General features: G+C 64.6%; 28 protein-coding genes. 15 read left to right on the top strand and 13 right to left on the bottom strand.

What is annotated here, in order from left to right; all coding sequences use genetic code 11:
* Window positions 1-150: 150 nt before the first annotated feature.
* Window positions 151-1,644, top strand: coding sequence for an FAD-linked oxidase C-terminal domain-containing protein (locus AC1VNY_RS31870; RefSeq protein ID WP_482408140.1), 1,494 nt, complete (start codon window positions 151-153; stop codon window positions 1,642-1,644).
* Here AC1VNY_RS31870 and AC1VNY_RS31865 read toward each other — a convergent pair.
* On the bottom strand, window positions 1,641-2,054 hold the full coding sequence (locus AC1VNY_RS31865) for a hypothetical protein (protein ID WP_482408139.1): 414 nt from the start codon (window positions 2,052-2,054) through the stop codon (window positions 1,641-1,643). The two genes, AC1VNY_RS31870 and AC1VNY_RS31865, sit on opposite strands and share 4 nt — an antisense overlap.
* Before the next feature lie 320 nt (window positions 2,055-2,374).
* On the opposite strand from AC1VNY_RS31865, the gene AC1VNY_RS31860 reads away from it, so the two are divergent.
* Window positions 2,375-3,520, top strand: a complete 1,146-nt coding sequence (locus AC1VNY_RS31860) for an acyltransferase family protein (protein WP_482408138.1) — start codon at window positions 2,375-2,377, stop codon at window positions 3,518-3,520.
* A 143-nt stretch (window positions 3,521-3,663) separates the two neighbouring features.
* On the opposite strand, the gene AC1VNY_RS31855 is transcribed toward AC1VNY_RS31860, so the two are convergent.
* A complete protein-coding gene (locus tag AC1VNY_RS31855; protein ID WP_482408137.1) occupies window positions 3,664-4,146 on the bottom strand; it encodes a putative quinol monooxygenase in 483 nt (160 codons plus the stop codon).
* A gap of 306 nt (window positions 4,147-4,452) precedes the next feature.
* On the opposite strand from AC1VNY_RS31855, the gene AC1VNY_RS31850 reads away from it, so the two are divergent.
* From AC1VNY_RS31850 to AC1VNY_RS31830, 5 genes are all read left to right on the top strand, one after another.
* Complete coding sequence (locus AC1VNY_RS31850) at window positions 4,453-5,181, top strand: hypothetical protein (RefSeq protein ID WP_482408136.1); 729 nt, start codon at window positions 4,453-4,455, stop codon at window positions 5,179-5,181.
* A 153-nt stretch (window positions 5,182-5,334) separates the two neighbouring features.
* Entirely contained in the window at window positions 5,335-6,570 is a 1,236-nt protein-coding gene (locus tag AC1VNY_RS31845; protein WP_482408135.1) for an FAD-binding protein, read from the top strand.
* Window positions 6,567-7,883 (top strand): glycolate oxidase subunit GlcF, encoded by a 1,317-nt coding sequence (glcF, locus tag AC1VNY_RS31840; protein WP_482408134.1) that lies wholly within the window; start codon window positions 6,567-6,569, stop codon window positions 7,881-7,883. Before AC1VNY_RS31845 ends, glcF begins: the two co-directional genes overlap by 4 nt.
* A gap of 214 nt (window positions 7,884-8,097) precedes the next feature.
* Window positions 8,098-8,508, top strand: coding sequence for a histone (locus tag AC1VNY_RS31835; RefSeq protein WP_482408133.1), 411 nt, complete (start codon window positions 8,098-8,100; stop codon window positions 8,506-8,508).
* A 394-nt stretch (window positions 8,509-8,902) separates the two neighbouring features.
* Window positions 8,903-9,898 carry a TorF family putative porin gene (locus AC1VNY_RS31830; protein ID WP_026192245.1) on the top strand — a complete coding sequence of 332 codons (996 nt, stop codon included), beginning with the start codon at window positions 8,903-8,905 and terminating at the stop codon, window positions 9,896-9,898.
* Between the two features lie 203 nt (window positions 9,899-10,101).
* Here the strand turns inward: AC1VNY_RS31830 and AC1VNY_RS31825 are convergent, their stop codons facing one another.
* Window positions 10,102-11,847: an ABC transporter ATP-binding protein/permease gene (locus AC1VNY_RS31825; RefSeq protein ID WP_482408132.1), complete on the bottom strand. Its 1,746-nt coding sequence runs from the start codon at window positions 11,845-11,847 to the stop codon at window positions 10,102-10,104.
* A 310-nt stretch (window positions 11,848-12,157) separates the two neighbouring features.
* Here AC1VNY_RS31825 and AC1VNY_RS31820 point away from each other — a divergent pair, with 310 nt between their 5' ends.
* Window positions 12,158-13,828, top strand: coding sequence for an L-lactate permease (locus AC1VNY_RS31820; protein WP_482408131.1), 1,671 nt, complete (start codon window positions 12,158-12,160; stop codon window positions 13,826-13,828).
* A gap of 156 nt (window positions 13,829-13,984) precedes the next feature.
* Entirely contained in the window at window positions 13,985-14,401 is a 417-nt protein-coding gene (locus AC1VNY_RS31815; RefSeq protein WP_482408130.1) for an META domain-containing protein, read from the top strand.
* A gap of 59 nt (window positions 14,402-14,460) precedes the next feature.
* Here the strand turns inward: AC1VNY_RS31815 and AC1VNY_RS31810 are convergent, their stop codons facing one another.
* Window positions 14,461-15,138, bottom strand: coding sequence for a hypothetical protein (locus tag AC1VNY_RS31810; RefSeq protein WP_482408129.1), 678 nt, complete (start codon window positions 15,136-15,138; stop codon window positions 14,461-14,463).
* Window positions 15,139-15,344: 206 nt separating this feature from the next.
* Between AC1VNY_RS31810 and AC1VNY_RS31805 the strand changes: the two genes are divergently transcribed.
* On the top strand, window positions 15,345-15,983 hold the full coding sequence (locus tag AC1VNY_RS31805; protein ID WP_482408128.1) for a bifunctional transcriptional activator/DNA repair enzyme AdaA: 639 nt from the start codon (window positions 15,345-15,347) through the stop codon (window positions 15,981-15,983).
* The gene (locus AC1VNY_RS31800) at window positions 15,940-16,407 is read left to right on the top strand and encodes a PaaI family thioesterase (protein WP_482408127.1); all 468 of its coding nucleotides are present in this window, start codon (window positions 15,940-15,942) and stop codon (window positions 16,405-16,407) included. Before AC1VNY_RS31805 ends, AC1VNY_RS31800 begins: the two co-directional genes overlap by 44 nt.
* Before the next feature lie 204 nt (window positions 16,408-16,611).
* Here AC1VNY_RS31800 and AC1VNY_RS31795 read toward each other — a convergent pair whose 3' ends face one another.
* Window positions 16,612-17,139: an ester cyclase gene (locus AC1VNY_RS31795; protein ID WP_028341101.1), complete on the bottom strand. Its 528-nt coding sequence runs from the start codon at window positions 17,137-17,139 to the stop codon at window positions 16,612-16,614.
* A 248-nt stretch (window positions 17,140-17,387) separates the two neighbouring features.
* On the opposite strand from AC1VNY_RS31795, the gene AC1VNY_RS31790 reads away from it, so the two are divergent.
* Window positions 17,388-17,585, top strand: coding sequence for a hypothetical protein (locus AC1VNY_RS31790; RefSeq protein ID WP_482408126.1), 198 nt, complete (start codon window positions 17,388-17,390; stop codon window positions 17,583-17,585).
* A gap of 17 nt (window positions 17,586-17,602) precedes the next feature.
* On the opposite strand, the gene AC1VNY_RS31785 is transcribed toward AC1VNY_RS31790, so the two are convergent.
* Both AC1VNY_RS31785 and AC1VNY_RS31780 read right to left on the bottom strand, forming a co-directional pair.
* A complete protein-coding gene (locus AC1VNY_RS31785) occupies window positions 17,603-18,802 on the bottom strand; it encodes a hypothetical protein (protein ID WP_482408125.1) in 1,200 nt (399 codons plus the stop codon).
* Between the two features lie 108 nt (window positions 18,803-18,910).
* Window positions 18,911-19,387 (bottom strand): MarR family winged helix-turn-helix transcriptional regulator, encoded by a 477-nt coding sequence (locus AC1VNY_RS31780; protein ID WP_482408124.1) that lies wholly within the window; start codon window positions 19,385-19,387, stop codon window positions 18,911-18,913.
* Between the two features lie 98 nt (window positions 19,388-19,485).
* Between AC1VNY_RS31780 and AC1VNY_RS31775 the strand changes: the two genes are divergently transcribed.
* Window positions 19,486-19,854 (top strand): antibiotic biosynthesis monooxygenase family protein, encoded by a 369-nt coding sequence (locus AC1VNY_RS31775; RefSeq protein WP_482408123.1) that lies wholly within the window; start codon window positions 19,486-19,488, stop codon window positions 19,852-19,854.
* Between the two features lie 31 nt (window positions 19,855-19,885).
* On the opposite strand, the gene AC1VNY_RS31770 is transcribed toward AC1VNY_RS31775, so the two are convergent.
* From AC1VNY_RS31770 to AC1VNY_RS31760, 3 genes are all read right to left on the bottom strand, one after another.
* Window positions 19,886-20,176 carry a hypothetical protein gene (locus tag AC1VNY_RS31770; protein WP_304498747.1) on the bottom strand — a complete coding sequence of 97 codons (291 nt, stop codon included), beginning with the start codon at window positions 20,174-20,176 and terminating at the stop codon, window positions 19,886-19,888.
* Window positions 20,177-20,266: 90 nt separating this feature from the next.
* The gene (gene groL / locus AC1VNY_RS31765; protein WP_038388056.1) at window positions 20,267-21,913 is read right to left on the bottom strand and encodes a chaperonin GroEL; all 1,647 of its coding nucleotides are present in this window, start codon (window positions 21,911-21,913) and stop codon (window positions 20,267-20,269) included.
* Window positions 21,914-22,094: 181 nt separating this feature from the next.
* Window positions 22,095-22,391 carry a co-chaperone GroES gene (locus AC1VNY_RS31760; RefSeq protein WP_018269780.1) on the bottom strand — a complete coding sequence of 99 codons (297 nt, stop codon included), beginning with the start codon at window positions 22,389-22,391 and terminating at the stop codon, window positions 22,095-22,097.
* A gap of 317 nt (window positions 22,392-22,708) precedes the next feature.
* On the opposite strand from AC1VNY_RS31760, the gene AC1VNY_RS31755 reads away from it, so the two are divergent.
* The gene (locus AC1VNY_RS31755) at window positions 22,709-23,227 is read left to right on the top strand and encodes a hypothetical protein (RefSeq protein ID WP_028341094.1); all 519 of its coding nucleotides are present in this window, start codon (window positions 22,709-22,711) and stop codon (window positions 23,225-23,227) included.
* A 226-nt stretch (window positions 23,228-23,453) separates the two neighbouring features.
* Here the strand turns inward: AC1VNY_RS31755 and AC1VNY_RS31750 are convergent, their stop codons facing one another.
* Complete coding sequence (locus tag AC1VNY_RS31750; protein WP_482408122.1) at window positions 23,454-23,717, bottom strand: hypothetical protein; 264 nt, start codon at window positions 23,715-23,717, stop codon at window positions 23,454-23,456.
* Here AC1VNY_RS31750 and AC1VNY_RS31745 point away from each other — a divergent pair.
* A complete protein-coding gene (locus tag AC1VNY_RS31745; RefSeq protein WP_482408149.1) occupies window positions 23,653-23,802 on the top strand; it encodes a hypothetical protein in 150 nt (49 codons plus the stop codon). The two genes, AC1VNY_RS31750 and AC1VNY_RS31745, sit on opposite strands and share 65 nt — an antisense overlap.
* Before the next feature lie 122 nt (window positions 23,803-23,924).
* Here AC1VNY_RS31745 and AC1VNY_RS31740 read toward each other — a convergent pair whose 3' ends face one another.
* Together AC1VNY_RS31740 and AC1VNY_RS31735 are read right to left on the bottom strand one after the other, a co-directional pair.
* Window positions 23,925-24,404 (bottom strand): hypothetical protein, encoded by a 480-nt coding sequence (locus AC1VNY_RS31740; protein WP_482408121.1) that lies wholly within the window; start codon window positions 24,402-24,404, stop codon window positions 23,925-23,927.
* A gap of 593 nt (window positions 24,405-24,997) precedes the next feature.
* The gene (locus AC1VNY_RS31735) at window positions 24,998-25,774 is read right to left on the bottom strand and encodes a protein phosphatase CheZ (RefSeq protein WP_482408120.1); all 777 of its coding nucleotides are present in this window, start codon (window positions 25,772-25,774) and stop codon (window positions 24,998-25,000) included.
* Window positions 25,775-26,013 lie beyond the last annotated feature (239 nt).

Below are 26,013 nucleotides of genomic sequence, written 5' to 3'. Positions count from 1 at the left end.
GTTTCGCGGCCGCCCGCTTGTCCGAGAGAGAACTCGCCATTGCGGGGTGGGGCAATCCGACCTTCGGCCGGCCCACTGAAACAGGTGCAGACGTGATTGATTTGTCGTAACAAATCGGCGAAGGGCAAAAGCCCAGCCGAGGGAACAACGATGTCCATCATGATGCCGGCGGCCGACCAGGCCGTCCTCGCTCGCCGCGCCGAAATCGTGGCCGCCTTGCGCGCAATCGTCCCGGGCGAGGGCGTGATCGACAGTGCCGCCGAGATGCTGGCCTATGAATCCGACGGCCTGACCGCCTATCGGCAGCCGCCGATGGTCGTGGTGCTGCCCGATACCACCGAGCAGGTGTCGAAGGTCCTCAAATATTGCCAGGGGCAGGGCATCAAGGTGGTGCCGCGCGGCTCCGGTACCTCGCTGTCTGGCGGCGCGCTGCCGCTTGTCGACGGCGTGCTGCTCGGACTAGGCAAGTTCAAGCGGATTCGCGAGATCGACTTCGACAACCGCGTCGTCGTCACCGAGCCCGGCGTCACCAACCTCGCGATCAGCCAGGCAGTCGCCCATGCCGGCTTCTACTACGCGCCCGATCCGTCGTCGCAGATCGCCTGCTCGATCGGCGGCAATGTCGCGGAAAATTCCGGCGGCGTGCACTGCCTGAAATACGGCATGACTACCAACAACGTGCTCGGCTGCGAGATCGTGCTGATGTCGGGCGAGATCCTGCGCATCGGCGGCAAGTCGGCCGAGAATGCCGGCTATGATTTGATGGGAATCATCACCGGCTCGGAGGGGCTGCTCGGCGTCATCACCGAGATCACCGTGCGCATCCTGCAGAAACCGGAGACGGCGCGTGCGCTGATGGTCGGCTTCGCCGAGGTCGAAGCGGCCGGCGAATGCGTCGCTCGGATCATCGGCGCCGGCATCATCCCCGGCGGCATGGAGATGATGGACAAGCCCGCGATCCACGCCGCGGAGGCGTTCGTCCATGCCGGTTATCCGCTCGACGTCGAGGCGCTGTTGATCATCGAGCTCGACGGCCCCCAGGTCGAGGTAGACGAGCTGATCACGCGCGTCGAGGCGATCGCGCAGGGCTGCGGCTCGACCTCATGCCAGATCTCGACCTCGGAGGCCGAGCGCAATCTGTTCTGGGCCGGCCGCAAGGCGGCGTTCCCCGCGGTCGGGCGGATCTCGCCGGACTATCTCTGCATGGACGGCACCATCCCGCGCGGCGCCTTGCCGAAGGCCCTGGCGCGGATCCGCGAGCTGTCCGAGAAATACGGCCTCGGCGTCGCCAATGTGTTCCACGCCGGCGACGGCAATCTGCATCCCTTGATCCTTTACGATGCCAACAAGCCGGGCGAGATCGAGAAGGCGGAGGCGTTTGGCGCCGACATCCTGCGCTGCTGCGTCGAGCTCGGCGGCGTGCTCACCGGCGAGCACGGGGTCGGCATCGAGAAACGCGACCTGATGCCGGACATGTTCACCGAGATCGACCTTAACCAGCAGCAGCGGCTGAAATGCGCCTTCGATGCCGAGGGCCTGCTCAACCCCGGCAAGGTGTTTCCGACCCTGCACCGCTGCGCCGAGCTCGGCCGCGTGCATGTCCACGCCGGCAAGCTGGCGTTCCCGGATATCCCGCGGTTCTAGTACCGTCTGAGCAGCCCCGACGCCGCGCCGGCATCGCCATAGCCGGCGCAGGCGCCTTCCGGGTCTCTGATCAACGCCGCTCGGACGAGCTTGAAGGTCTTGCCGGCCGCTTCGGACACCTCGGGTCGGAATCTGCGCGGATCGTAGTCGTTGCCGTCGTGAGCCTTGATGGCCGCGTCGAACGCATTGATCATGGCCATCGCGGCGTCGGGGCTGCCGAGAAGTCTGGCGCCCGTTTGAACGCCGCCGGCACCATTGGCCTCATAGCCGGTGCATCGTTGTTCGAGCACCGCGGCTGCGGTAGCGAGCTGGTCGAGGAACGTTACCTCGGCGTCGGTGAGCAGAGCGGCACGCGCCAGTCCTGGCGCGATCATCGCGAGCAGCGCGATGGCTATCGGTTTGATGTGCATCGTGATGGTTCTCCTGGCGGAGCCGCGATCAAATCAACGGATGCCGAATGACAATAACAAGCCCTGCTTCCACGGCATCAGGAGCCACGTCAGCTATTGGCTCCGAGGCCAACAAGCGTGAGCGTGCGCCCAGAGCCACCAACGCGCGAGGGCCGGTCGATACAATTCGACGGATCGCCCTAGCCATTCGATAACCTTAACCGATGCTTGCCGCGGTGGCCGCCGTCGCGCGTCGCTGCAATTACAGCGCGGACCCATTTACACGGCCTTAGACTGTTGCTCGGTATTTTCCGCAGATGCATGTCTTCGGGAGCACATCGATGCCCAGTCTGGCCGATCAGCTGGCGCTTTCGCGCAATCGGCCCGCGGGCTTCGACTACATGCGGATCGCGCTGGCGGCGTCGATCATTGGCCTGCACAGCACGAACGTGACGCTCGGGCTCGGCCGCGCGCTGGAAATCCAGAGCACGCTACGCATCGGCGTCGCGATGATCCTCGCGCTGTTCTTTGCCCTGAGCGGCTTCCTGGTGACGGCGAGCCTGCTCCGGTGCAAGAGCCTGATTTCCTTCCTCGGCCTGCGCGTGCTGCGGATCGGGCCGGCGCTCGCGGTCGAAACCACGCTATCGGCAATCATCATCGGCTCGGTCTTCACCGAGCTGCCGTTGGCCCAATATGTCGCCGATCCGAAATTCCACGCCTATTTTCTCAATATCGTCGGCGACATTCAGTACGAGCTCCCGGGCGTATTCCTGCACAATCCGCTGCCGGATCTGGTGAACGCCCAGCTCTGGACCGTGCCGTATGAGCTGTGGTGCTACGTCATCCTGGCGCTGCTCGCCGTGCTCACGATTTGCTTCAACCGGGTGGCGTTCCTGGGGTTCATGGTGATCGCCCAGATCGGGCTCATCGTCTACGACACCTACCGCTGGGACGAGGTGCCGATCCAGCTTCGCCCGCACCTCCTGGTGTTCTGCTTCCTTGCCGGCGTCGGCTTCTATCTCTGGCGCGACAAGGTGCCGTTCAACCGCACTGTGTGCCTGCTGGCGCTGGTGTTGTGCGCCGCCGGCATGGCGACCGGACGCGGCGACGCGCTGGCTCCCGTGCCGGCCGCCTATGTCGCATGCTATCTCGGCCTGATGAACCCGCGGCGGAGCTGGATCGTCTCGTCAGGCGATTACTCCTACGGGCTTTATCTCTACGGCTTCGTCATCCAGCAATGCGTCGCCACCTTCGGCCCGCCGGTCCAGCACTGGTATCTGAATCTCCTGATCAGCCTGCCGCTCGCCTTCGGCGTCGCCGTCGCGTCTTGGCATCTCGTCGAGAAACACGCGCTTCGGCTCCGAACCCAGGTCGAGAGCCTCGAGGCCGCGGTGCTGTCGCGGATCTCGATCGTCGGCTTCTGGCGCAGGCCGCCCGAGCGGGCCGGCTTGCGCGCAACGCTCGGCAACAGCGGCGCATCGATCTGACCCGCGCCGGCGGGAAGGACGAGCTTCGATTCTGATTGAATCAGAACCGAAGCTCTCGCTTCTTGTTTTGACGCGTTTGCTTCACGCGAACCGGGCCCACTTCGCTCGAAAACGCTCTACCATCCTCCCCGCCGCGCCTTTCTTCACAGCAGCGCGTATTGCGACCGCTCGCGCTTGGCGAGCAGCGGCAGCGCTTGCTCCGCGATGTAGGTCTTGAAAGCCGCGCTGTCCTGATGTGCCTTGAACGCGGCTTCGTCCTGGAACAATTCGTAGAACAGGAATTGCGCCGGATTGTCCTTGCCACGGCCGATCAGGAACAGCTTGGTGCCGGGGTCCTTCTGCGCCTCGGGCAGGAAGCCGTCGAGGATTTCCGCGACCTTGTCGGCCTGTCCCTCCTTGGCTTCCCATTGCGCCACAACCAGAAGGCCAGCGGTGTTGATTGCATCGCTGATGGTTCTCGTGCTCATCGCATAGTGCTTCATTGGCAGTCCTCCGTTGCTGTGCTCCGATCGAGCTTGCGATCCGGCGAAGGGCGAGACGCCGGCGATCGCCATGATCGCGAACGAGCCGATGGCCGATCGTCGGGTGAGCCTCATCGTCGTGGTCGAAACTTCCGAACGTTTCATGTTCGCCTCCAGATGATTCGCGCCAACCGTCCTGCCGGCCGAACCGCAACGCGAGAGATAGTCGATCGTTCGGCGAACCGAGTTCGGTGATGGTCGAAATGTCGATGTCGTGAAAACAGTTCGGCAATGATCGAAGTGTTGTAGCAGGGACCGCACGACGGGATTTTCCCGACATCGGCGCTTGCCACGCCGCAACACATGGAAGCATCGCGCTCCTGTCGTTCGCGGGCTAACGACGGCTTAAGCCGTCGGTGGTACAGTTCTGGCATGGTCAGGGTCACGGAGATCGGAAGCCTCGAAGGGCGCATGTGCGGCCATCTGGCGGCCAGCCTCTGCGCGTTCTTCGCCGGACCCGGCTCCGATGGTGTCGGCCAGAAAGGCGGCTTCATCGCGCGCACCTGCCCGAGCGACTGGGTAGCCGCCGAGCAGGCGCTGCTCGACGTCGGCGTGATGCATGTCGAGCCGGTCGGAGCGGACGACGCCGGGACGAGAGCCGTGTTTTCGATGAATGCGGCGGAGATGCCGGATTTCCTCGCCGCCTCGATCTGCGACGGCGACCCGCGTATCGCGCAAATCGTGCAGTCCTTTGTCGCCATCGCCTGTGGGGGCTACAGCCGGGACGTTCTGTCGGACCAGCGTGACTGGTTCGAACCGCCACCTGGATACGCGACGGCGATGAAGTGGCTCGCACGCCACGGATACGCCGAACGGGAGCAGCGCGCGTTCCGCTGGACCGACAGGATCGGGCCGGCGATGCGAGCCAGCCATATATGGAACGATCAAGACCGATCCGTCGAGGCAATCGAACGCATCGAGCGCAATGCCGAGTGTGAGCTGATCTGGTCGACCATGCCGGATACGCTCAAGCAGGGGGTCAAATCAGGCCGGGTCAGCTTCTTCGATCGGGTCAAGGCGTTGGCGCTCGGATGGAGGGATGGCCGGTGGAGCGCCTACAGGGGTGATGAGCCCTTCGAGCTCTCGGGCCAAACTCTTCTGGCGCGGCGAATTTTTGAGCTGGCGGGACGTTCCGAGTAGCGCGGCCTGGCCGCGGTTTCCACGCCTGCCGGATTGGCGGCAAGCCCCCGCCGCCGGGCCCTTCCCTCGGGATTACAAGGTCGGCTTGCGGCATTCAGACGTTCGTTCGGCGCGCATTTGATTTCGGAGCTAAATTTGGTTACCGGCTAGGACGTGGATACGGTCAAGGTCAGAGACGCAAAAGACGTCGAAGAGGTGGTGCGCGCGGCGGTCGCCGGCGAGCAGCCACTTGAGGTCATTGGACATGGCTCGAAGCGCGCCATCGGCCATCCGATGGCGACCAATGCGCTGCTCGACGTCTCGGCGCTGAATGCGGTCAGTTCCTACGAGCCGAACGAACTGATCATCACCGTGCAGGCCGGCGCGCCGCTCGCCGACGTGCAATCCCTGATCGACGCCAAGAACCAGCAATTCGCCTTCGAGCCGATGGACACGTCTGTGCTGCTCGGCACCGCGGGCGCCGGCACGATCGGCGGCATGATCGGCGCCGGACTGGCCGGTCCCCGCCGCATCAAGGCCGGCGGTATCAGGGATCATCTGCTCGGGGCGCACGCAGTGTCCGGGTTCGGCGACAGCTTCAAGACCGGCGGGCGGGTGGTGAAGAACGTCACCGGCTACGACCTCTGCAAGCTGCTGACCGGCTCCTGGGGCACGCTCGCGGTCATGAGCGAGGTGACGCTCAAGGTCATGCCGAAGCCGGAAGCCGAGCGGACGCTGGTGCTGCGCGGGCTCGACGACGTCACCGCCAACAAGGCGATGACGGCGGCGCTGGGCTCGCCCTTCGACGTCTCGGGCGCCGCGCATCTGCCGGGTTCGGCGTTGCGGTCCGGGGGCGGTGCGCTCGCCGGCCTCGCCTCCGGCCAGCCGGTCACGCTGGTGCGGCTCGAGGGGATTTCGGCGTCGGCGGCACACCGGGCGGCCTCGCTGAGCCAGACACTCTCGGCTTATGGCACGGTCGACAGCCTCGCCGATGATGCGTCGGCCGCAATCTGGAGCGCGCTGCGCGACGTGGCGCCGTTCGCGGCGAACGGCGCGCTCGGGGCCTGGCCGGTGTGGCGCATCGTTTGCCCGCCGGCCTCTGGCGGTGCGCTGGGCCAGGCGTTGTCGCGCGCCACCGGCGGCGACGTGATCTACGACTGGGGCGGCGGGCTGATCTGGGCCGCGGTGCCGCCGGGCGCCGATGCCCAGGCCACGCTGGTCCGCGGCCAGGTCGAGGCGATCGGCGGACACGCCACCCTGATCCGCGCCACCGAGGATGTACGCCGGGCGGTCGATGTGTTCCAGCCGCAGGCGGCCGGGCTTGCCGCGCTCGGTGAACGGGTCCGGGCGAGCTTCGATCCGAGGTCCGTCCTCAACCGCGGCCGGATGATGCGAGGCGGGGCTGCATGAAGACCGAGTTTTCCCTGGCGCAGCTCGCCGATCCCGACATCAAGGAAGCCGACAAGATCCTACGCGCCTGCGTGCATTGCGGCTTCTGCACCGCGACCTGCCCGACCTATGTGCTGCTCGGTGACGAACTCGACAGCCCGCGCGGCCGCATCTACCTGATCAAGGAGATGCTGGAGAAGGACAAGCCGCCGACGGCCGACGTGGTCAAGCATATCGACCGCTGCCTGTCGTGCCTCGCCTGCATGACCACCTGTCCGTCGGGCGTGAACTACATGCACCTCGTCGACCAGGCCCGGGTCCGGATCGAGCGGGATTACCGGAGACCGCTGACCGAGCGGCTGCTGCGGTCGGTGCTCGCCCTCGTGCTGCCGCGGCCGGGCCTGTTCCGGATCAGCATGATCCTGGCCGGGCTCGCCCGTCCGTTCGCCGCATTGCTGCCGACGCCATCGGTCGGTGCGTCGAGCCCGGGTCTGCTGCGGCGGATCAAGGCGATGCTGGCGCTCGCGCCACGCGGCCTGCCGCAGCCGGGGCCGGCTGCGGGAACCGTGTTTGCGCCGATCGGCCGGCGGCGCGGCCGGGTCGCGCTGCTGCAGGGCTGCGCCCAGCAGGTGCTGGCGCCACGCATCAATCAGGCCGCGATCAATGTCCTGACCCGGCACGGCGTCGAGGTGGTGCTGGTCAAGGACGAGCAATGCTGCGGCGCGTTGACCCATCACATGGGACAGGACGGCGACGCGCTGGCGCGCGCGCGGGCCAACATCACAGTGTGGCAAAGGGAAGCGGACCAGAACGGGCTCGACGCCATCCTGGTGACGACCTCGGGCTGTGGGACAGTTGTCAAAGACTACGGCTATCTGCTGCGCGAGGACAAAACGTTCGCCGAGCCGGCCAAGCGAATCTCCGCGCTGGCAAAGGATATCACCGAGTATCTCTCGGCTCTCGAGCTCGCGCCTTCAACGCAGAAAGGCGACGTCACCGTCGCCTATCACTCCGCTTGTTCGTTGCAGCATGGACAGAAAATCACTCAACTTCCGAAAGAATTGCTTTCCAAGAATGGATTCGTGGTGAAAGATGTGCCCGAGAGCCATTTGTGTTGCGGTTCGGCGGGGACCTACAACATTCTCCAGCCCGACATTGCGAGCAGATTGCGCGATCGCAAGGTCGCCAATATTGCGCTTGTCAAACCGGACATGATCGCTGCGGGCAATATTGGCTGCATGGTTCAGATTGCCGGCGGTACGTCAGTTCCTGTGGTGCACACGATTGAGCTTCTCGATTGGGCGACAGGAGGTCCCCGGCCAGGATTGAATTGATCGACTGCCACTCGAGCATGATCCGGACCTCAGCCTTGCCCTGACGCAGCGTGAAGGACCGGCGCTTCCTTGCCACAGACGCGAAGCGATCGCGCGGCCATCATGCCCGACAAGCGAAGTGGAGAGTGCCTCTCCTCGAGGTGCAGCCAACGTCCGGCAAGCGATCACTTCAATGCGCCCGGTGGACTCAGATAGCGGCAACAGGAGGACCACGATGGCGAAGTCGAAGAAGGCGAAGAAAAGCAAGAAGGCCAAAAAGGCCAAGAAGGTGGTAGCGGCGAAGAAGAAGTCGGCCAAGAAGGCTGCGAAGAAATCCGCCAGGAAGACTGCAAAGAAATCGGCGAAGAAGTCGGCCAAGAAAGCTGCAAAGAAAACGGCAAAGAAAGCTGCAAAGAAAGCTGCGCCGAAGAAGGCCGCCAAGAAAGCCGCCAAGAAAGCCGCCGCCAAGAAGAGCGCGCCGAAGAAGGCCGCTGCTCCGAAGAAGGCTGCCGCGCCGAAGCCGGCCGCTCCGGTCGCGGCACCGCCAGCGCCCGAGCCGCAGCCGGCTCCGAGCTGGGCCACACCGAGCCACGAACCGGCGCCGGGCTGGATTGCCGGCTCAGCCGACGGAGGCGAGCACCACTAAGCCGCCGCCACATTGCCGAAGTTCAACTGATCGAAGCCGCAGCGCACCACGCTGCGGCTTCTTCCGTAGGTGCGATGACAATCCGTGCTTTTGCGGGCACGGCGATTCGCGCCGATGCTCTCGCGCCGGGCCGACTGTTGCCGTTTCCCTCTCCGGATGATCCGTTCAACCGGTGCGGGAGCAGCAGTCTTGTGGTGCAAATGCAACACCCGCAAATCAACATGCGGCAAGATGGCTAGAACGCCTAAAAAGGCGGCACATGCATGTCTTTTTGGCTTCACGGTACCGTGCACGGGCCTCAGATTGATCCACGCGATTTAGTTGCAGTCCGTTAGCGCGCGCCCTGGGGGGCCACCGGAGCTGGGCTGTCTGGAAAAGTTAGATGGGGATCGTCATGAAGAAACTGGCTTTGTTAGCAACGGCGCTAGCAATGATTTCGAGCTCGGCAATGGCAGCTGACATGGCGGTGAAGGCCGTCAAGGCGCCGCCGCCGGCTCCGTTCGACCCGTGGGACATCGCCTTTGGCGCTGGCATCATGAGCGACTACATCTTCCGCGGCGTCACCCAGTCCAACCACAATCCGTCGGTCACCGCCTATTTCGAGCCGCGCTACAACGTCAGCAAGGACCTGCAGCTCTACGTCGGTACGTCGACCGAGAGCATCTCCTTCGCCAACCGCGCCGCGGCTGAAGTGGACGTCTACGGCGGTATCCGCCCGACCTTCGGCGCCTTCGCCTTCGACATCGGTGTCTGGGGTTATCTGTATCCGGGCGGAACCTGCTATTATGGCGGCGGTGCCGTGGCCGACTTCGCGGGCAATCCGCTGAGCGCAGAATGCCAGGCGAACACTCTGACCAATTTCAACGTGATGAAGAAGGACGTCTCGTTCTTCGAAGTCTACGGCAAGGCGACCTGGACCATTAACGACAACTGGGCGTTCACCATCAACGAGTACTACTCGCCGAATTTCCTCAACACCGGCGCCTGGGGCAACTACTCGTCGATCATCGGCAAGTACACCGCGCCCAGCACCGTGTTCGGTTCCAGCGGCGTCGGCATGTATGTGTCGGGTGAGTTCGGCCGGCAGTGGCTCGGCACCTCGGACAGCTTCTACGGCGTTCCGGCCTTCCCGAACGGCATCAAGTATGCCGACTACAACACCTGGAACATCGGCATCGGCTTCACCTACAAGGTGTTCACGCTCGATCTGCGCTACTCCGACACCGACATGTCGAAGGGTGATTGCAGCGCCTTCACCAGCGACTTTACCGCGGGCGGCAATACCAACGTGACCCCGATCAATCCGGGCGGCACGGGCTCCAACTGGTGCGGCGCGGCCGGCATCGCCAAGCTCTCGGTCGACCTGACCGCGATGTCCAACTTGAAGTAATCTCTCCTTCCGGAGATCGAGGGGCGGCAGAGCAATCTGCCGCCCTTTTTGTTTTACACGGCCTGCGGTGGCCGCATCGCCGTCGAGCCGCCAAGGCATGAATGAAGTTAGCTTGAGCCGCCGGACTTCACCTCTCCCCGACGGGGAGGGGGGAGAGGTGAATCGAGTCCACGGTCGGACCGCTTCGATCCAAATTCGTTCGCCTACGACGCGGCGACCTTGACCGCCTCGCGCAGGGTGAAGCGGTCGCCGTCGCGGACCAGCGTGACATTGCGCTGGTGGAAGGCATCGAGCGTCGAGCGGTGGCCGATCGACACCACCGTCGTGTCGGGCAGCTTCTCGGCGATCAGCCTGTACAGCGCGGCCTCCGCCGGTTCGTCGAGCGAGGCCGTCGCCTCGTCCAGGAACAGGAATTGCGGCGCATGCAGCAGCGCCCGCGCGATGCCGAGCCGCTGCTGCTCGCCGAGCGACAGCATCCGGTTCCAGTGCGCCTGTTCCTCGAGCCGCGCCGCAAGCTGCGGCAGTCCGACGGCAGTGAGGACCTCGCGGACCCGTCCTGCATCGAATTGCGTGGCCTCGCCCGGATAGACGACGGCGTCATGCAGCGAGCCGATCGGCAGATAGGGACGTTGCGGCAGCATCATCAGGCTGGCATTGGCCGGGATCTCGACCGCGCCATCGCCGAACGGCCAGATGCCGGCCACGGCGCGGAACAGCGTCGACTTGCCGGCGCCGGAGGGGCCGGTCATCAGCGTGCGCTCGCCCTTGCGGAAGTCGAACCGGTCCGCGTTCAGCAGCGGCGTTCCGTCGGGCAGCCGCAGCACCAGGTCCTGCAGGCTGACGGCGCCGCCGCCCGGCGTCGCCGTGACATGAATTCGATCATCGCGCTTGGCAAGGTTCGATGCCGTCGCGATCCCTGCCTCGAATCCATCGAGGCGGTTCACCACGGCCTGCCATTCGGCCAGTTGACGATAGATGGTGACGAAGTACGAGAACGCGCCCTGGACGTTCGAAAACGCCGATGCGGTCTGCATCATGCCGCCGAGCTGGATCTTTTGCGCAAAGTAGGCCGGCGCCACCAGCACATAGGGGAAGATCACCGAGGCCTGATTATAGCTCGCCGTGAACGCCGTGATCTTCTTGGTCCGGTTCATCAGGGCGATCCAGTTCTCCACCACGCGTCCGAAGCGCACGCGGAGGCGCTCGCGCTCGGCCGGTTCGCCCCGCAGCAGCGCGATCTGCTCGGAGTTCTCCCGTACGCGCACCAGGTTGAAGCGGAAATCGGCTTCATATTGCTGCTGCTTGAAATCGATGCCGACCAGCGGCCAGCCGATCAGATGGGTCAGCACGGTGCCGAGCGCCGAATAGATCAGCGCGCACCAGACAAGGTAGCCGGGAACTGAATATTCCGTACCGAACAAATGCAGCGGTGCCTCATTGGAAAGACCCCACAGCAGTGTGAGAAAGGACGCCAGCGTGACGACCGAGCTCAAGAGGCCGAGGCCGAGCGTGAGCGTGCGATCGACGAACAGCTTGACGTCGTCGGTCATGCGCTGGTCGGGGTTGTCGGCAGCGTCGCCCTGCAGCTGCATCCGATAGTGATTGGCCTGGCGCAGCCAGTCACCGAGATAGTGCGTCGTCATCCATTGCCGCCAGCGGATCTGCAGCCATTGATTGAGGTAGAGCTGGTAGACCGCCAGCAGGATGAAGAAGGCGACCAGGACGGAGAAATAGATGATCTCGCTGACGAAGGAGTCCCAATTGCGTTCCTGCAGCGCGTTGTAGAAGCGGTTGTTCCACTGCGTGAGCAGGACGTTGATGCCGACGATCGCGAGTTCGATCGCGATCACCGCGGCAAGCAACCCGCGGCCCGCCCATTTGTCCTCGGAGCTGAAATAAGGCGAGGCGATCCGCCACACGGTCGCGAGCGTCGAGCGAATGTTGTTCACAGATTATCGTCTCCGGGGAAGGGGCCGCAAAGGCCTGAAGAATCGGAACAATCCGGGTGATCCTCGACTAAAGTCGTAGGTCTGGCATGCAAGCGTTGGCTTGTCCCGGCAATCGAGTCAACCCTAGCATGAGGACAACGGCGAGGGGCGGGGGACCTTCGATTTTTCGCGAGGATGTGAGCGATCCTTACCGATCGTTCATTCGCGAGCCGGGGCTGCAGATTTTCCGACGGACTCCCGCAATCGCACCAGTCGCGCCTGCCCGCATGCAGGCCGGCGCGCTGCATAAAAATGTGGGAAGGATCCCGAGATGAACACCTGGAATCAAATCTACAATCCGCTGGGCAACGCGGCGCTGTCGACGGTTGCGGCCGCCATTCCCGTGGTCACGCTGCTGGTCCTGATCGCCAGCGGCAAGGTGAAGGCGCACATTGCCGCCATCATCGCCGTGATCGTGACCAACCTGATCACGATCTTCGTCTTCACCATGCCGGCCAACATGTCGATCCGCGCCACCCTGCTCGGCGTGATCACCGGGTTCTTCCCGATCGGCTGGATCGTGCTCAACGTCATCTTCCTTTACCAGGTCACGGTGAGGTGCGGGAAGTTCGAGCTGCTCAAGCGCGCGGTCGGCGGCGTCACCGAGGACCGGCGGTTGCAGCTGCTGTTGATCGCGTTCTCGTTCGGCGCCTTCTTCGAGGGCGCCTCCGGGTTCGGCACGCCGGTCGCGATCACCGGCGCGGTGCTGATCGGGCTCGGCTTCTCGCCGCTCGCCGCGTCCGGCCTGTCGCTGATCGCCAACACGGCACCCGTTGCCTACGGTGCGCTCGGCACGCCGATCCAGGGCCTCGCCTCGGTCACCGGGCTCGACCCCTACATCCTCGGCGCGATGGTCGGCCGGCAGTTGCCGCTGTTCTCGCTGATCGTGCCGTTCTGGGTGGTGTGGGCGTTTGCCGGCTGGCGCGGCATGAAGGAGGTGTGGCCGGCGATCCTGGTCACCGGCGTGTCGTTTGCGGTCCCGCAATTCGTGATCTCGAACTACATCAATCCCTGGATCGTCGACATCGGCGCCTCGCTGATCTCGATGGGCGCCCTGATCCTGTTCCTGAAGGTCTGGCAGCCGCGGCAGCTGTGGCTGTCGCCGGCGCTGCGCGGCCGCGATGAATCGGCGGCGACGATGGCCGCCGCACCGCCGCTCGACAAGACGCCGCTGACCCAGGGCGAAATGTGGAGCGCGCTGCTGCCGTGGATCATCGTCTGCATCCTGATGCTGATCTGGGGCAACGGTGCCTTCAAGACCTGGGCGAACGCCAACTTCGTCTGGAACTATCCGGTCCCCGAGCTCGACAAGCTGATCTTCAAGGTGCCCCCGGTGGCTGCCAAGCCGACTCCGGAAGGCGCCGTGTTCGGCTTCACCTATCTGTCGTTCACCGGCACCGGCATGCTGATCGCCGCGATCATCTCGGGTCTGTTGATGGGCTTCTCGCCGCTCAAGCTGATCGCCGAGTATGGCCGCACCATCCGCCTCTGCGCGATCTCGCTGATCACGATCTCGGCGATGCTGGCGATCGGCACGCTGACCCGGCTGTCCGGCGTCGACGCGACGCTCGGCCTCGCCTTCGCGGCGACCGGCGTGCTCTATCCCTTCTTCGGCACCTTGCTCGGCTGGCTGGGCGTGGCGCTGACCGGATCGGATACGGCATCGAACGTGCTGTTCGGCAATCTGCAGAAGATCACCTCCGAGCAGCTCGGCCTGTCGCCGATCCTGATGGCGGCGGCGAACTCCTCGGGCGGCGTGATGGGCAAGATGATCGACGCGCAATCGATCGTGGTCGCCTCGACCGCGACCAACTGGTACGGCCACGAGGGCTCGATCCTGCGCTACGTGTTTCTGCACTCGATCGTGCTGGCGTGTCTGGTCGGCCTGTTCGTGACCCTGCAGGCCTATGTCTATCCGTTCACGTTGCTGGTGCTGAAATAGCGCCGCGACGCGTCCGTCGAACCAGGAATCCCCGCGAGCGGACAGCTCGCGGGGATTTGCTTTTCAAGCACATTTTCCGGCGTTGCCAATCTGGCCAATCGCGTTCTGCTCCCATAGAAGGGGCCCGCAGTTGCGCGTCGCATTTCGAGGATTGGCATGATTTCGATGAGGCGAAGTTTGAGCGGCGGCATCGCCGCGTTGGCGCTGGTTGCCGCGGCTCTCGGCGCGGGTCCGGCGCGGGCCCAGGACGAGTTCCCGTTCGGCTTCGTGATGACGCTCGATGCCGCGCGCATGCCGGGCTCCAAGCGGATTCCCTCGATCGAGGTCGGCGACAATGGCGAGGTGATCCTCGAGCTGTGGTGCGACGGCGGCAAGGGCCAGTTTTCGGTGGCCGGCAACACCATCGTCTTCGTTCCCGGCGCGATGGAGAATCGCACCTGCACGCCGGAGCGGGCGCAGGCGGACAAGGATCTGCTGGCGGCGCTCGGCGACATGACGGGCTGGCGGCGGCACGGTGACGAAGTAACCTTCACCGGCAGCAAGTCGCTGCGTTTCGTGATCAACAGCAACTAAAGCGTTTCGAGCGAAATGGACGCCGGTTCGCGTCAAGAAAACGCGTCAAGGCAAAACGCTTAGGGCGTTGCGATCAGTCCGCTTGCGGTGGCGACGATCCAGCGGTTGCCCCAGCGCACGATGGAATCGACCCGTCCGAGGCCGGGGACGACGTCGCCGCGCGCGGCCATCTTGACGCCCTCGGGCCCCTCGAGCACGGCGGTGCCGTCGCGGACTTCGATCACCGACCATCCGGGGATCGTGCTCGGCCGCGTTTCCGGCGCCGCCGCCTGCGGCTGCTTCGGCCCCAATGCGGCGGCCTGTGCATTCAAGGTCGTCGGCGCGGCGCCCAGGGCGAGCGGGCGCGGGCCGGCCGGCGTGGTCCTCGGAATGCTGCCGGTGACGACGGGGTCGGCGTTGGACGCGGCCCGGCGCGGGCCCTCGTTCTTTCGGCTCGGCGTCACCTCCGCAATGTGCGGGGCCGGCGCTTCCTTCTGGGCCATCGGCACCGGGGCGGGAGCTGCAAGGTCGTGCCAGTTGGCTCCGCCGGTCCATCCCAGCACGAAGCTCGCGGCCAGTGCCGTCGCCGCCAGCAGCGCGGTGCCGATGCGGTCGGCAAACGGCTCCCGCAGCAGCAGGGCGGCGTCGTGATTCTCGCCGGTGACATCCCAGAGGTCCGCCGTCTGTGCCGGCGAATGACCCTCCGGCACATCTGTCGGCCAGATGCTCGCAGCGCTGATCGGCTCGCGGTCTTGCATGACGTGACCTGTGTTCGATGGCGCGAAGCATGATCCTCGAAACTAAATCGAGCCTTAATTTTCGGTGACCGAACTGCGGCAGCACGAAGTCTTTTGGTCGCAGGCCCCGTAGATGCACGGGTTTCTTCTGCCTGCAGCGGTCGTTTCCGGACGTCGTCTCCGCAAAGCGGGTCGTCGCGGCGCGCGGGCGGGGCTATAGCGGTCGCATGCTCGATTTCGCCGCACAATATGCAGCCTTTCAGCGCCGCGACCCGGCCTGGGACGGCATCGTGTTCGTGGCAGTCAAGACCACCGGCGTGTATTGCCGCCCGGTCTGCCGGGCGCGCACGCCGCTCGCGCGCAATGTACGGTTCTATGGCAGCGCCGCGTCGGCCGAGCGCGCCGGTTACAGGCCCTGCCTGCGCTGCCGTCCCGAGGCGGCGCCGTTCTGCCCGGCGTGGAAGGGCACCAGGACCACCGTCGAGCGCGCCTTGGCGCTGATCGAGGCGGGCGCGCTCGACCGCGGCAATGTCGAAGCGCTGGCGGGGCGGCTCGGCGTCGGCGCGCGGCATCTGTCGCGTCTGTTCGCCGAGCATCTCGATGCCTCGCCGCTCCAGGTCGCGCTGTCGCTGCGCGTGCAGCGCGCCAAGCGCCTGATCGACGGCAGCGAGCTGCCGCTTGCGTTGGTGGCGCAGCACGCCGGCTTCTCGAGCGCGCGGCGCATGAATGCCGCATTCGCAAAACTCTACGGCCGCTCCGCCGCGTCGCTGCGGCGCAAGCGGCCAGCCGTCACGATGCAACGAACCCCGATGGAGATCGGTAATGGCCAAGAGCTACGGCACCGTCAGTGCGGAACAGAAACTTGAGATGAGCGGCCTCGCATTCGTGCAGGGCCTCGCCAGCGGCGCATTGCCGCTCAACACCATCGCGCGGACACTTGGTTATGACGTCGCCGAGGCCGAGCACGGCCGCGTCGTCGTCACGCTGGTGCCGACCGACGCGCATCTCAATCCGGCGGGCACCGTGCATGGCGGCCTCACCGCGACGCTGCTCGACAGCTGCATGGGGCTTGCGGTGCAGTCGACGCTCGATGCCGGCACGAGCCAGACCACGCTCGAGTTCAAGATCTCGCTGGTGCGTCCGATCACGCCCGACACCGGCCCGATCAGGGCCGAGGGCCAGGTGCTCAATTGCGGCCGTCGCATCGGCACCGCCGAAGGCAGGGTCACCGACGAGCAGGGCCGGCTGCTGGCCCACGGCACGACGACGTGCCTGATCTTCCCTTCTTGACGCCGAGCGCCGCGGAGAGACTGCGCCGGCATTGCATCGGGAGATCAGATGCCGGCGCAGTAACATTGGAATGCCTCCAGCAAGCTTACGGCTTAGAGATCTTCAAGTTCACCGCACCGATCGATTGCGTTACCCGAACACGCATCAAGCGCGTTCGGGTAGTGATGATGCGATCGTCGATGGAGCCATGCACTCCGGCCGTGTTCAGCGTGGCCCCTCCGGATATCCCGGCATGTTGTTCCAGCCGGCGGGCAGTTCGCCGCCCAGCCGGGCCGCGGCGCCTTCGTGTTCGGGCAGGCGGATGAGGCCGAGCTGAAGCATGGCGGTGATCGCATCTTCCTGTCCGAGCTCCTCGGCGATCCGTCCGTCCTGCACGCGCAGCACGGTGGTGCCGGCGAACGTCATCTTGCGGCCGGAGGCCGCCGGCAGCGAGCCGAGCCGGAAGTCGCTGAACGCAGGTCCCGTGTGCGTGCCGCCGCCTTCCCAGCGGCCGACGACGAGATCGCCTTCCGCGACGAGATCTCCGACGCCCCAGAAATTGAGATCCGGAAAGGCTGCGCGAAATTCGGTCATGAACTTCATGACCGCGGCGCGGCCCTTCTTCGGTTCGTGCATCGGGTAATGCACGACAATGTCTGCCGTTGCGAGCTCGTTGATGATGCGCGGATTCCAGGGGTTGCCCCAGAACTCCTTGAACCACCGGCCGACGACGTCCTTGTTTTCCTCTGACATCTCTTCGTCTCCATTTGCGCGTTGCCGGTATCGCGGCCGGCGTTCTGTCGATGCGCGCAGTGAACATTTGGAGGCGTGTGTCGTGCCACCCGATTTCAGATCGGGCGCTCGGTCGGCGTGCAAGCAAGATTCCGCTGTGTCGATATGGCGCTTAGCACCGCTTCTCGATCGTCGTCGCGGAATCGGGAAGCGGGTGGTTCGCGGAACGCGAACGCGAGACCATCTTCGCGATCACACGGGAGAACATCATGCGCAACTTCGATGCGATCGCCGCGCTGCGCGGCGACGGACTTCGTCCCGAGCTGCGGGCGCTACTCGATCGCGCTGCGATCGAGCCTCGTTCTGAATTGTTCGTCAGGAGCGACGGCATGCTTCAGTCCGGTCCGGACACCACCCCGAAGACGGTGCGCGACAACGTCGTGCCGATGAAGACGCGGGCGGCCTGAATCAGGAGAGCGGCGGCTTACCGCCACACCGACTTGTCGGCGTCCCAGCGCTGGCCCTTGAACTCCTTGATCAGCGCTTCGATCGCGCCGTTGTCGTCCCTGGTCTCGCTGCCTTCCTCGTCGTTGTTGGAATCGTCAGACAGATTCAGCTTGGCGCCGGCGCTGTCGTCCGATGTCGAGACGGTGGGGCTCGAGACCCACAGTATCAGCCGGTCAGAGCTTCCGGGCTTGTCGGGCGAGACCAGGGCAGTGACCTCGTAATTCTGGGTGAGGCCGAGTGCCGGGTAAATCGTGCTGGGCCGCTTCAGCACCAGCTTGAGCTTGCCGGTGTTCGCATTCCACGTCGCCGAGGCGGGCTTTGCGGCAAGCGTCTTCGCCAGCACGCCCGCAATCGCGGATGCCAGCTTATCCTTGTTGATCTTGTCGCCGCTGGTCCAGTCGGCGGCGGCAAAGCGGATGGTGCGGTCCATCTCGACGACGCCGCTGGTCCAGCCGGCCGCGGTCACGCCGGGCGCCGATTTTGCCTTGGCGAGCAGCGCGCCGGCGTGCTCGGGATCGACGGTGAGGTTGATCGTCTGCTCGCCGGAGCGCATCGCATCGCAGGTCACCGCGAGGCTGGAGGTGCCGATTTCGACGGCCTCGCCCTTCAGGCTCTTGAGGAAATCCGCCGCCGCATCGAGCTTCACCCGCACACCGATCGATTCCGGCGAAACGTCGGTGAAATCCTTCGGCTGCGGCGTGATGCCGTCCTCGGTGGCCTGGTTGTCCTGGAATTCCTTCTCGCTGAGATCGGAATTGTCGGTCGAGGCGACCTCGGTCACGGTCTGGCCGATCGTGATCTGGCCGCGGAACTCAAAGCCGTCGCCGCTCTGCTTGCGATTCAGCTTGACGGTGACCGGCTGCTTGTCGGCGACGCTCTGGGTGGTGCCGGAAAGCGTCTGGCCGCTGACGGTCAGGTTGGCGACGAAGCGGTCCTTGCGGTCGGAGCTCTTGTCGGCGGGATAGCAGACGTCGAGCACGGCCGCGGTCACGGTCTTGCCCTGGCGGGTTTCCTTCAGCACGACGTCGGCATTGCCGTCCATCAGGCCGTCGATCGAGGTGAAATAGCGTGTCTCGGGGCCACTGGCGGGCGCCGCCTTCGATTGCAGCTTCATCTGGGCGAGAGCAGGCGCCGAGGCGACGGCAAGACCGAGCAGCAGGAGCGGGAGCGCGCGCATACGATAAGTCCTCGAAGGGCAGAATCGGTTCCGTCGTAACTAGCAAACCTCTATGTCATTGGCCAAAAAAGAAGGCCGCCTAACGGCGGCCTCGCGCCGCGATCGCGGTCATGTGCGTTCGTCAGGTTCCTGGCCGCTCTCCAGCCGGCCGCGCAGCACCGTCACGACGCGGCCGACGGTCTCGAGGTCCTTCATCGACAGCCCGTCGGCGAGGCTGTTCACCCAGGGCAGCTGCAGGCGCATGGCCGCGTCGAAGCTTTGCCGCCCCTTGGCGGTCAGCACGACGAGCTGGGCGCGGCGGTGATGCGGGTTGGTTTCGAAGGCGACGAGCCCGTCCCGCTCGAGATCGTTGACGATCCGCTGCACGTTCTGTCTGGCGGCGCCGAGGTCGCGCGCCAGCCATGCGACCGGCTGCGGGCGCTCGGCGGCGACGATGGCACCGAGGATCTGCCAGCGTGCGCTGGTCAGCCCGAGCCCGGCCACCAGCCGGTCGCCTGATGTGAACAGCAGGCTGTTGAGCCTGAACAGGTCGGGAATCAGGGTGCTCAGCGCTTCGCCCGCCGGCGTTCGTTTTGCATTCGGCATTCGTCACCATACAAACGTATTGACATCATAATGTCAATTTCTATATGTATCCATCATAACGAAATGACATCATAACACCATATGGAACGGAGCCAACCATGCCGCAGATGCGTCCCCTGGACCCCGCTTTCCCGATCGACCGCCAGCTCGCGGTCGATGCCACCAACGTCGTGCTCGTCAACCTCTTCACGCTCGATGCGGCCGACGAGGACACGTTTCTCAAGGCCTGGCAGGACGACGCCGCCATCATGAAGCGGCAGCCCGGCTTCATCTCGACCCAGCTGCATCGCGCGATCGGCGAGAGCCCGGCCTATCTGAACTACGCGGTCTGGGAATCCACCGCCGCCTTCCGCGCCGCGTTCATGAACCCCGAGTTCAGGGCCAAGCTCTCGGCCTATCCCGCCTCGGCGGTGGCCTCGCCGCATTTGTTCCAGAAGGTGGCGATCCCGGGCGTGTGCGTCGCGTAACGGACTGTCAGGCCGTCGCGTCAAGGATCGGTCAGCTGTGCACCAGCATGCCAACCCCAAGCGTGGCAGCAGCGGCCAGAAACGATATGTCCAGAAATCGCAGCGGCGCTTTTGGACGATGACCGGCAGAACCGGAAATGACGTAATAGAGCCCATAGCCCGCGCCGAGAACGACGAACGTCAGCGTTTGCTTGAGCCAGAACGTCAAGACGACCGCAAGATCATCGATGCTGTCCAGGGCATAGGCGCCGACCGCGAGCAACGTGCCGATCGCGTAGAACAGCACGAGCGTTGACGTCAGTGATTTGGCGTCGCGGGACATGCGATGATCCTTGCATCCTGATCGTGATCAAATCGCAAAAAAGAAGGCCGCCCGGAGGCGGCCTTCGATCTCGATGGGGATGTGGGAAGCTTAGAAGCCGCCCATGCCGCCCATTCCACCCATGCCGCCGCCGCCCGGCATTGCCGGCGCCGCGTCCTTCGGCAGTTCGGCGACCATGGCTTCGGTGGTCACGAGCAGGCCGGCCACGGACGAGGCGTCCTGCAAGGCGGTGCGCACCACCTTGGCGGGGTCGATGATGCCCTTGTCGACCATGTCGACATAGTCCTCGGTCTGGGCGTCGAAGCCGAAGGTCTCCGACTTGTTCTCGAGGATCTTGCCGACCACGATCGAGCCCTCGACACCGGCGTTCTCCGAGATCTGGCGGACCGGAGCTTCGAGCGCCTTGAGCACGATGTTGATGCCGGCCTGGACGTCGGCATTCGGGTTGGTGAGCCGGCCGACCGCCTTCTTGGCGCGCAGCAGCGCGACGCCGCCGCCCGGCACGATGCCTTCCTGCACCGCGGCGCGGGTCGCGTTCAGCGCGTCCTCGACACGGTCCTTCTTCTCCTTGACCTCGACCTCGGTCGCACCGCCGACCTTGATGACGGCAACGCCGCCGGCGAGCTTGGCGAGGCGCTCCTGCAGCTTCTCACGGTCGTAGTCCGAGGTGGTCTCCTCGATCTGCGCCTTGATCTGGCCAACGCGGGCGTCGATGTCCTTCTTCTTGCCGGCGCCCTTGACGATCGTGGTGTTTTCCTTGTCGATCACGATCTTGCCGGCGCGGCCGAGCATGTTGATCGTGACGCTCTCGAGCTTCATGCCGAGGTCGTCGGAGATCAGCTGACCGCCGGTCAGGATCGCGATGTCCTCCAGCATCGCCTTGCGGCGATCGCCGAAGCCCGGCGCCTTAACGGCGGCGACCTTGAGCCCGCCGCGCAGGCGGTTGACGACCAGGGTCGCCAGCGCCTCGCCCTCGACGTCCTCGGCGAGGATCAGGAGCGGACGGCCCGACTGCACCACGGCTTCCAGCACCGGCAGCATGGACTGCAGGCCGGACAGCTTCTTCTCGTGCAGCAGGATGTAGGCATCCTCGAGCTCGGCGGTCATCTTCTCGGCGTTGGTGATGAAGTAGGGGCTGAGGTAGCCGCGGTCGAACTTCATGCCCTCGACGATGTCGACCTCGGTCTCGAGCGACTTGTTCTCCTCGACGGTGATCACGCCCTCGTTGCCGACCTTCTGCATCGCCTGCGCGATCATCTTGCCGATCGCGGCATCGCCATTGGCCGAGATGGTGCCGACCTGGGCGACTTCGGACGAGGAGGCGACCGGCTTGGCGCGCTTCTCGATGTCCTTGATCACGGCCGCGACCGCGGTGTCAATGCCGCGCTTCAGGTCCATCGGGTTCATGCCGGCGGCGACCGACTTGGCGCCCTCGCGGACGATGGCCTGCGCCAGTACGGTCGCGGTGGTGGTGCCGTCACCGGCGGTGTCGTTGGTCTTGGAAGCGACCTCGCGCAGCATCTGCGCACCCATGTTCTCGAACTTGTCGTCGAGCTCGATCTCCTTGGCGACGGTGACGCCGTCCTTGGTGATGCGGGGAGCGCCGAAGCTCTTCTCGATGACGACGTTGCGGCCCTTCGGGCCGAGCGTCACCTTCACGGCGTTGGCGAGCACGTCGACACCGCGCAGCATGCGGTCGCGGGCCTCTCCGGCGAATTTTACGTCCTTGGCAGCCATTGATTTGAACTCCTGGAATGTCTGTGGATTGCTTGTCGCTCGTTTTTCTCGTCATTGCCGGGCTTGACCCGGCAATCCATCGCTTCAGAAGATTGATGGATGCCCGGGTCATCTAGCGCGAAGACGCGCTTCTGCCCGGGCATGACAGCGGAGGGCGCGGCGGCCCTCGGAGTCCAAGGCGTTACGCCAGTACGCCCATGATGTCGGACTCCTTCATGATCAGGAGTTCCTGGTTGTCGAGCTTGACCTCGGTGCCCGACCATTTTCCGAACAGCACGCGGTCGCCGACCTTGAGGTCGATCGGGATCAGCTTGCCGGCCTCGTCGCGGCCACCCGGGCCGACGGCGACGATCTCGCCCTGGGACGGCTTCTCCTTGGCCGAGTCGGGAATGATGATGCCGCCCTTGGACTTCTCCTCGGCATCGATACGCTTGACCACGACGCGGTCGTGCAGGGGGCGGAAGGTGGATTTAGCCATGACGTTCCCTCTTGGAGGCTCGGTTTCAGGTCCGGTTCATCGGGACCGGCGTTGGATGCCGGCCGGTCGGCGCTGGGCAGGACGCCCGGCGCTCTTAGCAATCGTGGTGCGAGAGTGCTAATTGTGGGCCGGGAAATATGGCTTGGCGCAGTTTCTGTCAAGCAAACGGGTTAAGGCCTTGGTGAGGCCAATATAGGATGGTGGACCAGAAACCAAATCGTAGCGATGACGTAATTTTGTCAGACGTCATTGCTCCGCCTTAAGTTTTACGCTTGGCTGCAGGACGGGTGCGGCCGGGACATAGTCGGGGGATGCATATGATCAGGTCACTCAACGCGCGATTGGTCGCACGGTTCGCGGCTGTTTCGGCGCTGACGACACTCTTGGGGGCGTGCGGCAGCATGAGCCTGCCGTCGTTGTCGTCGAACCCTGAGCCGGCGCCAGCCGAGCCGGGCGTAGCCCCCGAAATGCCCGCAAGCATCCGCGCCGACGAGATCGTCGGCCGCTGGGGTCTCGCCTCGTTCCAGAATCCCGCTGACCGCGCCCGCACCGAGGCCGCCGCGCGCGGCCAGTGCAAGCAGCCTTACGTGATCGGCGCCGGCCAGAACGGCGGCGTCATCATGCATCTGGCCGACCAGGCCACCCCGCAGGAACTGCGGCTGAAAGGTTCCCCGAGCGGCAAGAACTATATCGGCCCGCCAGGACCGACGCCCGGCGAGCAGGACCGCGAGATCGTCTCGTTCGACGGCCGCGTCATGATCACCCGCTTCGTCGACAAGGACGCCGGGGTCCGCTACGGCAACATGGTCTATGTCCGCTGCGCCCCGAGGGCGTAGTGGCGAGCTACTTCAGCATGAGATAGCGCCGCATCGGGGCGCACCTCTCCCCTTGTGGGAGAGGTCGGATCGCATCGTCAGATGCAATCCGGGTGAGGGGTCTCCCTCCGCGAGTGACCCTTTCGAGATTTGAGTAGGCGGCGACAACCCCTCATCCGGCGCGGATTGCATCCGCGCCACCTTCTCCCGCAAGGGGAGAAGGGAAGGAGACCCGCAAACGACGGTCTTATCGCCGCACGCCAACCCGATTGACGCCGCCATTCAAATTGCCGCCCGCATTGTGACGGACCGCGGCGCGCGCCACCGGACGAGGCCTGAGCACGACGCCCGCCCTCGCGACGCAACCCTGCGGGTAACCGACATACGTGCAGTAAACCACGGCCTTGGCCGGCGCTGGCGTGAGAGCGACAGCTGCAAACCCCAACATGAGGCTGGTCGCAATTCCCGCAGCCGTCACGGACTTGATCGAAGGAATGTTCGTCCGATGCATGGTGATCCTCCTCATCGCAGGCGAACCGAAAGGTGATCGCGCCGCTTCGGATGCGGCGCAAGCTATCGTCAGCGGCAAGGGATAGGTGACCTTGACGTAAATCAAGGCCGGGCGCGACTTGTCGTAGCGTGAGATCGATCTGCTTCATCATGAAAGAGGGCGGCTCGTTGAGCCGCCCTCTGCGATGCCGTTGCGCCGGCGCCGACGTCACTGACAGACGTACATGCGGCCGTCAGCCATCTTGGTCATCGTGCCAGGCTCGCAGCCGATGCCATTGGCTGCCTTGTACTCCGTCCATCCGGCGTATCCGTAATACGGACTGATCCTTTGGTAGGCTCGTGCCGGATAGTAGGGCCGGCCAAAGTAGGGATCCGTCTGGGCGGCATACGAATTGGTCCAATCGTTTGTGCCCCAGCCGGCATAGGCCGGCGCGGTAGCGGCCGCTGCGGCGACGGCTGCCGTAGCGGCGACACCCGCGCCAACCCCGTATCCGTACGCGGCGCGCCGGGTTTGACGACGCGCAACGCCCGCGACGCTCACGGGCGTCAGCGGTCGGCCCACACGCGCCTGGGCGCTTTCGACCGAAGCCGAAATGCCGCCCTGCTCAGACCAGGTGATGGAGAACAGTGTCGCACAGGCGAAAGTCGAGAATGCAATTGCAGTACTTCTGACAATTCTTTGCGTCATGTTCAATCTCCAGCGTTGAGTACTCCAGTGGCTCCACCCCAATCAGTGACAACAAGGCGCAATGCGCGCGAATGAATTGAGCCCGCCGCTGACCGTCACGGCGTCAAGGACGGTATGGTGCTCACGCAGCGTCTGCGAACAGCGAGCCTGAGTTCTTGAGATGCGCGCAGCGAGCGGCTGCAGAATTGTGACTGCGTGGTGAGCGGACGCACAAATCCCCGTTCGGGGGCGACCGGATTCACTCCGGAAGTCCGATGCAACCGGCACCCAATGTTGGCTCCCGGCATGCGCATGACGAATTTCCCTCATGCACATTATGCGTCAGCGACGCCGGATCTACCAGTCAATTTCCAACTGCAGCATTGGCACAAACTGCATGCGGTCGAGAGCGGCTCTGCCTCGGTTCTCGCTCGCCTCGACAAGGCTTGATCCATGTCAAAGGCCCTCAAGTCTTCGCATGAGACATTAGGTGACGATCATGCACGCCACGGAGCGGTCTTGCGGATGATACCCGCTTGACGCCGTGCTGAGCCATGCTTCAAACAAAAAACGCCGGCCCTCGGGCCGGCGTTTTTCGTCTGATCAGACAAAGCTCAGTTGAACATCGCGTCGATGTCGTCCTGCGAGGCGTGGCCGGCGTCGCCGTCGAGCTTCGGGCCGTTGAGCAGGCGGGCATCGCCCTCGCGGGTGTCGACGATCGCAGGGACGTGGGTCTTGATCGCGTCGACGCCGCCCCAGATGTTCATCATCTCGTTGATGTGCTGTTCGATGAACTTCATCGTCTGCATCACCTTGCTGATGCGCTGGCCGGTGAGGTCCTGGAAGTTGCAGGCCTCGAAGATCGAGACCACGCGCTCCTGAATATCTTCGCTGAGCCGCTTCTGCTGGTCGGGCGTGACGTTGTTCGCGAGCGCGCTCGCGGCCTGGTCGATCGCCTCCACCGCCTCGAGGATCTGCTGGGTCGCCTGTTCGGTGCCGCCGACCACGGCGCCGAGCTCGCCATTGACCTTGGCCATCTCCTCGCCGTTGAAGCTCTTGCCGTGCAGCACGGCGATCTCGCGCTTGGTGCGGCTGATCGCGTCGTGGATCAGGTCGAGCTCGACCTTGAGCTTCTCGCACTGTTCGACCTGCGCACGGTAGGTCTCGAGCAGCGCGTGGGTCTCGGCGACTTCGCGGGCGACCGCGGCATCGACGCTGTCGCCGGTGCGCTGTGCCGGTGCTGCGGCCATCTGGGCGCGGATCGAGCGAAGCTCGGCCATGATCTCGCGATGCATCGGACCGAGATCGGCGCCGCTGGAAACATCCTGCTCCGGCATCACAACCTCGCCCATCGCCTGCTCGACACGAAAACGCTTCCGCTTCACTGACATGATTTTCATTCCCGCCCCTTCACTGAAGTCCGTTCTAGACAGAGCGGATTTAACGTCAGGTTCACGCCGGAACTGTTTGCGCGGATAGCGCGCAAGCGCGGCGATACCGGCGATTAACCATGTCGCTTCACCGTTCACGCAAAATAAACGCTGTCACGGAAAACCGCGCTGCATTGCTGGCGTGGTGAATCGAAACGGCCGATCTGTTTACCAAACCGATGCGGTTTTCATTGCCTATT

Source organism: Bradyrhizobium ferriligni, assembly GCF_056837965.1.
Note: the sequence above shows the minus strand (reverse complement) of the source record. Positions and strands in the feature narration are given on the sequence as shown.

Bases quoted from the DNA above. Each gene is read 5' to 3' on its own strand.
- AC1VNY_RS31870 (WP_482408140.1), top strand. From the start codon at position 151: ATGTCCATCATGATGCCGGCGGCCGACCAGGCCGTCCTCGCTCGCCGC.
- AC1VNY_RS31865 (WP_482408139.1), bottom strand. From the start codon at position 2,054: ATGCACATCAAACCGATAGCCATCGCGCTGCTCGCGATGATCGCGCCA.
- AC1VNY_RS31860 (WP_482408138.1), top strand. From the start codon at position 2,375: ATGCCCAGTCTGGCCGATCAGCTGGCGCTTTCGCGCAATCGGCCCGCG.
- AC1VNY_RS31855 (WP_482408137.1), bottom strand. From the start codon at position 4,146: ATGAAACGTTCGGAAGTTTCGACCACGACGATGAGGCTCACCCGACGA.
- AC1VNY_RS31850 (WP_482408136.1), top strand. From the start codon at position 4,453: ATGTGCGGCCATCTGGCGGCCAGCCTCTGCGCGTTCTTCGCCGGACCC.
- glcF (WP_482408134.1), top strand. From the start codon at position 6,567: ATGAAGACCGAGTTTTCCCTGGCGCAGCTCGCCGATCCCGACATCAAG.
- AC1VNY_RS31835 (WP_482408133.1), top strand. From the start codon at position 8,098: ATGGCGAAGTCGAAGAAGGCGAAGAAAAGCAAGAAGGCCAAAAAGGCC.
- AC1VNY_RS31830 (WP_026192245.1), top strand. From the start codon at position 8,903: ATGAAGAAACTGGCTTTGTTAGCAACGGCGCTAGCAATGATTTCGAGC.
- AC1VNY_RS31820 (WP_482408131.1), top strand. From the start codon at position 12,158: ATGAACACCTGGAATCAAATCTACAATCCGCTGGGCAACGCGGCGCTG.
- AC1VNY_RS31815 (WP_482408130.1), top strand. From the start codon at position 13,985: ATGATTTCGATGAGGCGAAGTTTGAGCGGCGGCATCGCCGCGTTGGCG.
- AC1VNY_RS31810 (WP_482408129.1), bottom strand. From the start codon at position 15,138: ATGCAAGACCGCGAGCCGATCAGCGCTGCGAGCATCTGGCCGACAGAT.
- AC1VNY_RS31805 (WP_482408128.1), top strand. From the start codon at position 15,345: ATGCTCGATTTCGCCGCACAATATGCAGCCTTTCAGCGCCGCGACCCG.
- AC1VNY_RS31800 (WP_482408127.1), top strand. From the start codon at position 15,940: ATGGCCAAGAGCTACGGCACCGTCAGTGCGGAACAGAAACTTGAGATG.
- AC1VNY_RS31795 (WP_028341101.1), bottom strand. From the start codon at position 17,139: ATGTCAGAGGAAAACAAGGACGTCGTCGGCCGGTGGTTCAAGGAGTTC.
- AC1VNY_RS31790 (WP_482408126.1), top strand. From the start codon at position 17,388: ATGCGCAACTTCGATGCGATCGCCGCGCTGCGCGGCGACGGACTTCGT.
- AC1VNY_RS31785 (WP_482408125.1), bottom strand. From the start codon at position 18,802: ATGCGCGCGCTCCCGCTCCTGCTGCTCGGTCTTGCCGTCGCCTCGGCG.
- AC1VNY_RS31780 (WP_482408124.1), bottom strand. From the start codon at position 19,387: ATGCCGAATGCAAAACGAACGCCGGCGGGCGAAGCGCTGAGCACCCTG.
- AC1VNY_RS31775 (WP_482408123.1), top strand. From the start codon at position 19,486: ATGCCGCAGATGCGTCCCCTGGACCCCGCTTTCCCGATCGACCGCCAG.
- AC1VNY_RS31770 (WP_304498747.1), bottom strand. From the start codon at position 20,176: ATGTCCCGCGACGCCAAATCACTGACGTCAACGCTCGTGCTGTTCTAC.
- groL (WP_038388056.1), bottom strand. From the start codon at position 21,913: ATGGCTGCCAAGGACGTAAAATTCGCCGGAGAGGCCCGCGACCGCATG.
- AC1VNY_RS31760 (WP_018269780.1), bottom strand. From the start codon at position 22,391: ATGGCTAAATCCACCTTCCGCCCCCTGCACGACCGCGTCGTGGTCAAG.
- AC1VNY_RS31755 (WP_028341094.1), top strand. From the start codon at position 22,709: ATGATCAGGTCACTCAACGCGCGATTGGTCGCACGGTTCGCGGCTGTT.
- AC1VNY_RS31745 (WP_482408149.1), top strand. From the start codon at position 23,653: ATGAGGCTGGTCGCAATTCCCGCAGCCGTCACGGACTTGATCGAAGGA.
- AC1VNY_RS31750 (WP_482408122.1), bottom strand. From the start codon at position 23,717: ATGCATCGGACGAACATTCCTTCGATCAAGTCCGTGACGGCTGCGGGA.
- AC1VNY_RS31740 (WP_482408121.1), bottom strand. From the start codon at position 24,404: ATGACGCAAAGAATTGTCAGAAGTACTGCAATTGCATTCTCGACTTTC.
- AC1VNY_RS31735 (WP_482408120.1), bottom strand. From the start codon at position 25,774: ATGTCAGTGAAGCGGAAGCGTTTTCGTGTCGAGCAGGCGATGGGCGAG.